The sequence below is a fragment of the Bartonella sp. MM73XJBT genome (assembly GCF_028618465.1).
Taxonomy (GTDB): domain Bacteria; phylum Pseudomonadota; class Alphaproteobacteria; order Rhizobiales; family Rhizobiaceae; genus Bartonella.
Map to the genome: position 1 here is coordinate 1 of NZ_JAQISY010000082.1, position 2,696 is coordinate 2,696.

Consider the following 2,696-nt stretch of genomic DNA (forward strand, 5'->3'; position numbering starts at 1 on the left):
ATAATTTCCTTTCATAATAAAAAATGGGAACAAATCATAAGTATTTATTAACCATATTTTTGAATCACTGGAAAGGTATTTAGTCTATAGAAAACAGTGTTTTATAATACATTTTCTGATGTGATAATTTATGAGTCTCATTGAGAAAGAATGAGAGAAGAGAGAGAGAAAGTTATCCACAGATCATGGGGTTATGCACCCCATATCTTAAGATTGCCCAGTGACATAAGCCGCCCATTTATCCATATAGACACGACGCTGTTCTAGATAGTCAGTCCGACGATAGGCACGCTCTACTTGTCCTCCTACTGTATGACTTAGAATGGTTTCAGCAACCTCATAAGGGGCGTCTGTTGTTTCAGCAAGCCAATTGCGTAAACTAGAACGAAATCCATGGGGGCAGGCAGCAAGTTTATTTTTTTTCATGTAAATAGACATGCAATTCTCAGCAAGGGGACCACGACCGGTTCCAGATAAAAGGAAATCATTGCGAGAAAGCGAGCGCGCTTGTTTTAGAATGTCTAATGCTTCAGATGATAGAGGCACACGAAATTCTGTTGTAGCATCACGCCTTCCTTTCATATTTTCAGCAGGAATAGTCCATATATCCCCATCAATTTGATCTTCACGAATATGACATAAAGGAAAAGCACGAACACCTGTCAAAATAAGCAAACGTAAAGCTAAATTTGTCATGGTTGTTTTTTGACAAAGCGTTTTATAAAAAGCAGGAACATCTTTCCAATCCATGGCTGGAAAATTTTGTGTTTTATGGAGTTGTTTTCCTAAGAGAGCGCGTGCTTTTTCTGTTGCCTGTAAATCAACATCCAAACCTAATGCAGCCGCATGTTTGAGACACATATTGAGACGAATAAGAGCTCTATTAGCTGTTGCAGCTTTTGTATGCCAAATGGGAGCAAGGGTATTGCGTATCTCTATTTGCGTAATCTCAGAAACCGGTAAACAGCCTAATTTTGGTAGAATATAAAGGCGTAAAGGCGAAAACCAATGTCCATTTTTACCATCCCCTTTTAATTCAGTTTTACGACTTTCAAAAGTCTCTAAAGCAATATCTTTTAAATAATGAAGATTGCTTATTGCTTCACGCTTTTGTTTGTTGCGTTCTTTAATGGGGTCACGCCCTTCACGTAAAACAGAACGCCATTGGTTTGCCAATTCACGGGCTTGTTTTAAAGAGACATGTCTTAAGGCACCCAAGCCCATTTCACGACGGCGCCCGTGAATGGTATAGCGATAAAGCCATTGAGCACCCCCATCTTTACGCTTATGAAGAAGCAAGCCGGCACCATCATTATATTTGCCAGCCCCCAATGTTGCGACAGATCTTGCATTAAGACGGTTCATAAGAGCCATTTTTAATCCTTTCTTATATAATTTTTACCCACACGCCAGCCCCGCTTGTGACATGCAAACAAGTGATTTTCATTGATTTAAGATAAGCAGGTTTGAAATAAGAGAATCTTAGGTTATTCGAGAGTCTCATTCAATATGAATAACGCTAAATTATCATTATAAATCAATGTGTTGTCATGAGAAGACGAGTATAGTCAATAGTCAAGCTCCTACGCCCAAACATTCAGGAGGGCATAGGGATACGGCAAATCGTCGAATGATATCACATATAGGATGTGAGGATGGTTGTGGTTATGTTTCGCAATTTTTATTAGGGACGTTTTCTGTTCCATTACCCACTTCTCGAGTTGGCGCAACTTTAAAAACAACGCTGAATGCTTTGGTAGGTGGTGGTCATTGGCAGCAGGGCTCGTTATCAGGTCCCTTTTATCGTAGTGGTCAAAATACGCGGACTTTGAAGTCTGATAAATTAGGAGCACGCGGCTGTAGCCGTCCACGTCGCTATGTATAGAGGATATTGAGATGATCGATTATCCAGAACATTTAAATAGCAAGCAAGATTATTTGAACATGCTGTCCTTTGATAAGGCAGAAACGGTAAGAAGGCTCAAGAGTCTTTTAGAGACACGTTTTTATTGGGTTTTGGTAAAAGAACTAGACGATGGAGAGGGTGGAGTAGAGGATGAGAGCCATAGAGTTTATGTAAGCCAAGACGTCCTGCTTGATTTAGAGGGAGATTTTGTAGAAAAGCGTTACCAATATGAATTACAGGAAAGTGAATATGCGCCTCTCTATAGACTTGGCTTTAGCGTTGAAGAAGTGGAGCAATTGATCAGAGAGAATAAAGAGTGAAGAGCTTATAGAATAATCGAAAAACCACTTTATCGAGCCCCGCTTATGTGGGGCTTTTTTTATGGAGGAACAGATGAGAAAGATCTCAAAAGAAGGATTAGAGCTGATTAAACAATGGGAAGGCTTGCGATTAGAAGCGTATAAAGATACGGCGTGCGTCTGGACAATTGGGTATGGTCATACCAGTCGTGCAGGAAAACCTTTGGTACACAAGGGGATGCGTGTCACAAAAGAGCAAGCAGAAGAAATCCTTTGTGAAGACTTAAAGCAATTTGAGAGGGCGGTAGAACAATCGGTAACGGTTTCGTTAACGGATAACCAATTCGCAGCTTTGGTGTCGTTTTGTTATAACGTAGGAACCAAAGCGTTTTGCCAATCGACATTGTTGAAAAAGCTTAATCAAGGGGATTACGAATCGGTTCCGGTAGAATTACAGAAATGGAATAAGGTAGGAGGCAAGCGTCTTAAAG

At 40.3% G+C, this 2,696-nt stretch carries 4 protein-coding genes; 3 read left to right on the forward strand and 1 reads right to left on the reverse strand.

Annotation, left to right across the window (positions count from 1 at the left end):
* Positions 1 to 207 precede the first annotated feature (207 nt).
* Positions 208 to 1,374: a site-specific integrase gene (locus PVV69_RS09600; protein ID WP_273757322.1), complete on the reverse strand. Its 1,167-nt coding sequence runs from the start codon at positions 1,372 to 1,374 to the stop codon at positions 208 to 210.
* Positions 1,375 to 1,630: 256 nt separating this feature from the next.
* On the opposite strand from PVV69_RS09600, the gene PVV69_RS09605 reads away from it, so the two are divergent.
* The 3 genes from PVV69_RS09605 to PVV69_RS09615 form a co-directional block, all read left to right on the forward strand.
* Entirely contained in the window at positions 1,631 to 1,885 is a 255-nt protein-coding gene (locus PVV69_RS09605; protein ID WP_273757323.1) for a hypothetical protein, read from the forward strand.
* 11 nt (positions 1,886 to 1,896) lie between these two features.
* The gene (locus PVV69_RS09610) at positions 1,897 to 2,226 is read left to right on the forward strand and encodes a hypothetical protein (protein ID WP_273757324.1); all 330 of its coding nucleotides are present in this window, start codon (positions 1,897 to 1,899) and stop codon (positions 2,224 to 2,226) included.
* Positions 2,227 to 2,299: 73 nt separating this feature from the next.
* Positions 2,300 to 2,696: lysozyme (locus PVV69_RS09615; RefSeq protein ID WP_273757325.1), on the forward strand; the 397-nt coding region annotated here is incomplete at its 3' end.

What these genes read in the sequence shown, in the direction of transcription:
- PVV69_RS09600 (WP_273757322.1), bottom strand. Translation starts at nt 1,374, where the DNA reads ATGGCTCTTATGAACCGTCTTAATGCAAGATCTGTCGCAACATTGGGG.
- PVV69_RS09605 (WP_273757323.1), top strand. Translation starts at nt 1,631, where the DNA reads ATGATATCACATATAGGATGTGAGGATGGTTGTGGTTATGTTTCGCAA.
- PVV69_RS09610 (WP_273757324.1), top strand. Translation starts at nt 1,897, where the DNA reads ATGATCGATTATCCAGAACATTTAAATAGCAAGCAAGATTATTTGAAC.